At 58.3% G+C, this 6,398-nt stretch carries 7 protein-coding genes; 3 read left to right on the forward strand and 4 right to left on the reverse strand.

Translation table 11 applies throughout. The features are described 5' to 3' along the window. On the reverse strand, positions 1-1,223 hold a 1,223-nt coding region (locus tag JNM42_RS05415; RefSeq protein WP_294267365.1), incomplete at its 3' end, for a sulfatase-like hydrolase/transferase. 75 nt (positions 1,224-1,298) lie between these two features. Continuing rightward, positions 1,299-2,042 carry an autotransporter outer membrane beta-barrel domain-containing protein gene (locus tag JNM42_RS05420; protein ID WP_294267367.1) on the reverse strand — a complete coding sequence of 248 codons (744 nt, stop codon included), beginning with the start codon at positions 2,040-2,042 and terminating at the stop codon, positions 1,299-1,301. A gap of 289 nt (positions 2,043-2,331) precedes the next feature. On the opposite strand from JNM42_RS05420, the gene JNM42_RS05425 reads away from it, so the two are divergent. The 3 genes from JNM42_RS05425 (at position 2,332) to JNM42_RS05435 (ending at position 4,143) form a co-directional block, all read left to right on the forward strand. Next, on the forward strand, positions 2,332-3,372 hold the full coding sequence (locus JNM42_RS05425; protein ID WP_294267370.1) for an AraC family transcriptional regulator: 1,041 nt from the start codon (positions 2,332-2,334) through the stop codon (positions 3,370-3,372). A 196-nt stretch (positions 3,373-3,568) separates the two neighbouring features. Further along, positions 3,569-3,853, forward strand: coding sequence for a type II toxin-antitoxin system Phd/YefM family antitoxin (locus JNM42_RS05430; RefSeq protein WP_294267374.1), 285 nt, complete (start codon positions 3,569-3,571; stop codon positions 3,851-3,853). Further along, positions 3,853-4,143 carry a type II toxin-antitoxin system RelE/ParE family toxin gene (locus JNM42_RS05435; protein ID WP_294267376.1) on the forward strand — a complete coding sequence of 97 codons (291 nt, stop codon included), beginning with the start codon at positions 3,853-3,855 and terminating at the stop codon, positions 4,141-4,143. Before JNM42_RS05430 ends, JNM42_RS05435 begins: the two co-directional genes overlap by 1 nt. 107 nt (positions 4,144-4,250) lie before the next feature. On the opposite strand, the gene JNM42_RS05440 is transcribed toward JNM42_RS05435, so the two are convergent. Further along, positions 4,251-5,252, reverse strand: coding sequence for a transporter (locus JNM42_RS05440; protein ID WP_294267378.1), 1,002 nt, complete (start codon positions 5,250-5,252; stop codon positions 4,251-4,253). Positions 5,253-5,666: 414 nt separating this feature from the next. Continuing rightward, the coding region (locus JNM42_RS05445) for an ATP-grasp domain-containing protein (RefSeq protein WP_294267381.1) at positions 5,667-6,398 on the reverse strand (732 nt) is incomplete at its 5' end.

Raw genomic sequence — 6,398 nt, forward strand, 5'->3', positions numbered from 1 at the left:
CCGTTGAAGGTGGTGAACTCGTTCGGCGTTCCGTTGAGCATTCCCTCCGGGCTGGCGCCGTTGTCGCCGGCGATGTAGATGATCAGCGTATTGTCGAGCTGGCCCATGTCCTCGACCGCCTGGATGACGCGACCGATCTCGTGGTCGGTGTAGGCCAGGTAGGCGCCAAAGACTTCGGCCTGTTTGATAAACAGCTTCTTCTCGATAAAGCCGAGCGAATCCCAGGTCGGCAGTTCCTTTGGCCACGGGGTCAGTTGAGCGTTGGGAGGCATGATGCCCAGTCGCTTCTGGTTGGCGAAAATGGTTTCGCGAATCTTGTTCCAGCCCTGGTCGAACAGGTGCATGTCGCCGATCTTCTTGATCCACTCCGGCGTAGGATGATGCGGCGAGTGCGTGCCGCCCGGCACGTAGTAGACCAGGAACGGCTTCTCCGGCGCAACCGCCTTGATCTCCTTCATGTACTGGATGGCCTCGTCGGCCATTGCCGTGGTCAGGTTCCAGCCCGGGTTGCCCTGGAAGGGGAAGATCGCCGTGGTGTTGCGGAACAGGTTCGGCTGCCATTGGCTGGCGTCGCCGCCGACGAAGCCATAGAAGTACTCGAAGCCCATGCCGTTCGGCCATTGGTCGAAGGGCCCGGCCTGCGTCGCCTGATAGAAGGGCGTGTTGTGGTTCTTGCCGAACCACGAGGTGGCGTAGCCGTTGTCGCGCAGGATGGCGCCGATGGTGCCGTTCTCCTTGCGGATAACCGAGTTGTAGCCCGGAAACCCCGTCGCGATTTCACCTACCACCCCGAACCCGGCGACGTGGTGGTTGCGTCCCGTGATCAAGGCCGCGCGCGAAGGCGAGCACAGCGACGTGGAGTGGAAGTTCGTGTAGCGCAGCCCGCTTTTCGCGATACGGTCCATCGCCGGAGTCGGAACGACGCCGCCAAAAGTCCCTGGTGCGCCGAACCCGCTGTCGTCGGTCATGATCAGCAGCACGTTGGGCGCGCCCTTCGGCGGCACTGCGCGGGGCGCCCACCAGGCTTTGGACTCCGAAGCCTTTTCCTTGATCTCGCCGCCGAACTTCGGGTCGGGCGGCGGAAGCTGGTTGCCCTTGATCGTCGTCGTCGCGCCGGGCGAACCCAGGGTGCCGGTGACCTGCTGCGCGATACTCAGTCCGCAAGCGGCTGCGAGCAAAAGTCCTGCAGCCCATGAAATCAACGTCAGGCGAAACTTTTTCATGATTGGCCCTCCTGAAAATTTACTCTTCGGTCAAACAGGGAGATGTCTGGCGATCAAACCCGGCATCAAAAACTCTTAGAACCGGAAATTGACGCCGAGCGCCGGGCCACCCATCTTCATGTCCTCGATCGGCTTGCGGCCACTCTGGCTGTAGTAGAGATAACGGTAGTCGAGGATGACGTCGCCCCAGTCGAACGCATACCCGACCCCGGCGACGCCCTGCCAGGTGAATGCCGAGGAACCGCTGCCGACATCGACATAGCCGTTGGCAAACCACTTGCTGTCGCCGAGATTGGCCCGCCCGCGGGCGCCGACGATGCCGGCCCAGATGTTGACGTCCTTCTCGGCGCTGCGCGCGAAAATGATGTTTGTATTGACTTCGGTATTCAGCCCGAGGTAGCGGAATCCGGCGAAGACGTCGAGGTTGGCTTTCGGTTCGAGGATCAGCGAATAGCCGCCCGCTGCCGTCCACACCAGACCCTTGATGTCGATGTCGCCGCTCGTATCGAGGAGGCCACCGGCGCGAACCTTGCTCTGCGAATCCGAGAAGTGCATGTACATCAGATCGCTACCGATGACCCAGCGCCCTTTGCGTGCTGCGCCCGTCAGCATCCCCGCAAAATCGAGGTTGTCAAGGTAACTGTCGGGCTTGGTTTCAACGCTCTTGTCGTTGAAATTTAGATTTGCCTTGACGGTGGGAAGCCAGAGATACGGCATCACGGAGTACGACCAGTCATCCGCTGCAGCCTGCGCCGAAACGATCTGAGGAAAAATCACGGCAAGACCTGCAAGCACTGTAGCGAAAAATCTCATTTTCATTTCACGATCCGCTTTCATGGAAGTAGTTCTTGAAAGGAATATCCGGTTCACCGGGTCTCATCCTAAACCAAGGCTCCAATGTGAGGACAGGATACCATCAACATTCTTGCTCCTCATGCCGCCAACCAGATCATTATCGGGAAATGAGGCACGCCGTTCCAAAGCATCAAGCCCTTGTTAAGTCGCAGCCGAAATGCGGAAATAATTCTATCGGCTAGAATGACCAAACAGGATGACAGTTTACGACAATAAAATACCATATTTTGACACCGCAATAGATTACTCACCAATGACTGCCAGCAAACGATTTCCCCCACCACAACAGGGAATGATCCGCGCCGGGCCGATGGCGGCGATTCCGGATCTTCTGCACGAGTTCGGGGTAGCCCCCGCTCCTCTTCTGAAGAAGTGCGGCCTGCCGGAAGACATTTTTCTCCACCCCGACAGCACGATGCCGTTTGCCACGCTGGGGCGCCTGCTCAAGGCGTGCGTACGTGAAAGCGGGTGCGCTCATTTCGGGCTGCTGGTCGGCCAGCGCGCCAGCCCTTCAGCGCTCGGTGCCGTGGGCTTCCTGATGAAAAATTCGCCGGATGTCGCCACCGCGCTCAATGAATTTGTACTCAATTTCGATTTGCATGATCGGGGAGCAACGCTATTCCTCAAGGAAGCCGAGGGATCCTGCTTGCTCGTTTATGAGATATACCAGCATGGCATAGAAGCGGCGGAGCAGATCGTCGACGGAGCAATGGCGGTCGGATTAAACCTCATGCGCTCGCTGTGCGGGCCGGACTGGCTTGCGGACGAAATTCTCTTTCGCCGTGATACACCTGAGGATGTCGAGCCCTATCGGAATTTCTTCCAGGTGCCGATGCAGTTCAATGCCAGGCTGACCGCCCTGCGCTTCGACAGTCGCTGGCTGGCCAGAAAAATACCGCTCGCCGATCCGGTTTTGCGCCAACACTTCCTGCAAAACGTCCAGGAGATGATTCGCCATTCTCCTGAAGACTACCGGAGCAAGGTATATCAAGCCGTGCTGTTGCTGCTTGGCTCCCAACGCTGCAATCTTGACGGACTCGCCGACTATTTTTCGCTTCATCCACGAACCCTGAACCGCCGACTGAAGGAAGCTGGCACCAGCTTTCGCGAACTTCACAACGAAGCTCGCCACGCAACGGCCTGCCAGTTGTTGCAGCAAACCAGAAGCAGTATCGCCAATATCGCGGAGCTGCTCGGTTATTCAAACGAAACCTCATTCAACCGTGCATTTTCCCATTGGGAGGGAACGCCTCCCGCAAAGTGGCGCAGGCAGATGCAGGCCACAAGCGGCTAGAACCGCCGCTGTAACCTATCGGCTTGCAGACAGCAAGGCCAGGAACCTAAGTCAGACGCGACCGCCGCAATTCCAGGTTTGGCGAGGGGTGTGCCCAGTGATTATGACCTCGGGATAGGGTATGGATTATCATTACGGTTGATGTCTGATTTAAAGCAGATTAAAATACGACTATATTTCACTGGAAGGACTAAAGATGTTACTCGATCGTGCCGACCAAGCCATTTCGTCTACTGAACTTCAGAAAAACGCTCGTCTGTTGCTGGATCGCATGGCCGACGGCAGCCAGGATCGCTACGTCGTGATTCGTGATAACCGACCTACCGCGGTCATGCTACCGACCGCACGCTATGAGGCGCTGATGACTGAGTTGGAAGACCTGCGTATTGAGGCCGTGGCGCGTGCTCGGCTGTCCTCTATCGACCGGCTTGAACTGGTGTCGCACTCCGAAATGCTGGCGCGTTTTGGCGATGATGAATAATGGCGTGGATAGTCAATTACCACCCTGACGTCGAGCAGGATTTACTTAACCTTGGCCGAGCCGAAGCCAGGGCCATTCTGAAAGTGATTGAAGAACGTATTGCCCAAGGCGAGCCTGACAAACTGGGGAAGCGACTCGCGGGTGAGTTGTCAGGGTGCCGACGAATTCGCACTGGCCAGACAAGAATTGTCTATCGTGTCGATGGTGACCGGATCGAGGTGTTGATCATTGCGCTTGGAATGCGCCGTGATAACGAAATCTACGATACCGCATCCAGTAGAGTCGATTGATCGCCACTACGAATGTCTTGGCGTACTTTAATTTCCCTTTCGTCAAAACCCTCATAACAGACGAGAGGAATTTGCATTGAACCTCTGAGCCGGCATTCATGCCCCGCTCACAGCCCGGCCCCCCATCGGTACTGCCAGGCAATCCCGATCAGGTCGTAATTGTTACCGGTACGGGCCGACACTCCGCTGCTGGCGTAAAGCTTGACGGAGTTTCGCACGTCCACGGGAAACGCCAGCGTGCCTCCCAGGCGCCAGTTCTGTTGCAGGTCGTTGCTCAGCGTGCCGTTGAGCGTCGTGCGACCGCCGGCAAAGCAGGTGGCGTCAAGTGAAGCCCAGATACCCGAGCGGAATCCGTAAATCGCATGCCCCTGCAACGAGTAGAGCGGAGCCTGCGAGCGGGTATTGCCGCCGAAGAAATCCTTGTTGTCGGTGAAGAAGGTGGCCGCACCCTGCATCTCCAGTGTCCATTGGCCCAAAGCCTTGGAAATCCCGAGCTCCGGCTTGAAAAACCAGCGGTTGGTACCGATGTTGACCACCCGGTTGGGATCGTACTGACTCGCAGGCGCCGACACCTGCAGGCTGGCGCCGACGATCAGATCCTGCTCGAAATCCCTGAACTCTTTCAGCGACAGCGCCGGCGCGCCGTACAGGTTAAGCGATACCCGGAATCTGGAATCGGCCAGTCCATTGACGATGCGCTCGACCGGCTCGCCCGCCACCTCGGCGGTTCCGGAAAACCAGGAATAGGGCACGATGGCGTCAAATTTCCCGGACTGGCCCCACAGCTCGAATACCCGCGCATAGGCGAGTACTGCGTTTGAGGTATCGAGCTGCGCGTTTTTCACCGGCAGGGAGGCGCCGAATGGTACGGCGCCTTGCGTGTAAGCGTAACCGGCAATCAGGAAATTCATCCCGATCGGCGCGTTGGAGTAGGCGCGCGGCTCGATATCCTGCGCGTGCGCGATGGCAATAGTGCCGACGGCAAGCACTGTGGCGGTGAGCAGCAAAGCCGTTGCCCGGCACAAGCGAAGACGGAATCCCTGCCATGATTGACGGGCAATGCCGGCAAGCAGAGTTATCCGATTGAAGCAAGGCAAGGCGAGGCTCATCCTGGTTACACCTGAAAGTCTGCGAAAAAACATTACTGCCTGATTTCCACACTCGCTACCCCGGCGCAAGCCGGGGTCCAGCTCGTTTTATGTTCTAATCCATTTCAGAGAAAGGCACTGGATTCCGGCTTTTGCCCCGAAGGAAATACCCCTGGGGTGCGTCGGAATGAGTGCGAAGCCTAGCCTCGGGCCAGGGCTTGGGAGGTGTTGATCCATTAATTCACAGCGTCTGAGTACGAGAATTGAAGTTGACAGCAGAGCCGGCGAGCGAAGGATTGCGCTTGAGGCATCGTCCTCAGCCGGACAGAGTATCGATCACCACCTGCGCAAGTCTAAATGCCGGGATCGACTCTGGTCAATCCGGGTTTTTGCAGATTAGCCCAAGCTTTAAGCCTATCAGCCGAACACACAAGGTCAATCATCACCAATACCGATAGCCGCACGGCAGGCCATGGCCGTCTCGAATACCTTATCACCGGCGGCTTCGCCAAGCACCGTGAAGTGGCCCATCTTGCGGCCCGGTCGGGCCACATCCTTGCCGTAGAGGTGCAGCTTGAGACGGGGTTCTGCGAGCAGGATGTTCCAGTCCGGCTCGCGCATCGGCTGCTCGTCTTCGTCATACCACAGGTCGCCGAGGAGGTTGACCATCACGGCGAGCGAGTGAGTTCTGATCTCGCCCAGCGGCAGGCCGCACAGTGCCCGCACCTGCTGCTCGAACTGGCTGGCGACGCAGGCATCGAGCGTGAAGTGGCCGGAATTGTGCGGCCGCGGCGCCAGCTCATTGACCTGGAGCCGGCCATCGACAACGAAGAACTCGACACCCAGAGTGCCGACATAAGCCATCCTGACGGCGATCGCCTCGGCGATTTCCCCGGCCTGGCGCGTCAGCTCGCCAGACGAGGCGCGCGCCGGAACCCTCGAGTAATCGAGGACACCGTGACGGTGGCAATTCTCGATCGCCGGAAAGCACTTGACCTCCCCGCTCTCGCCTCGCGTCAGCACCAGCGACAGCTCAAAATCGAGAGTGACCTGCCGTTCGAGAACGCAGGGCTCCTTGTTGAACTGACGAAAGGCGGCCAGTGTGTCGTCAATGCCGCCGACCCGCTCCTGGCCCTTGCCGTCGTAGCCGAAGCGGGCGACCTTGAG

The sequence above is a fragment of the Propionivibrio sp. genome (assembly GCF_016790145.1).
GTDB lineage: Bacteria > Pseudomonadota > Gammaproteobacteria > Burkholderiales > Rhodocyclaceae > Propionivibrio.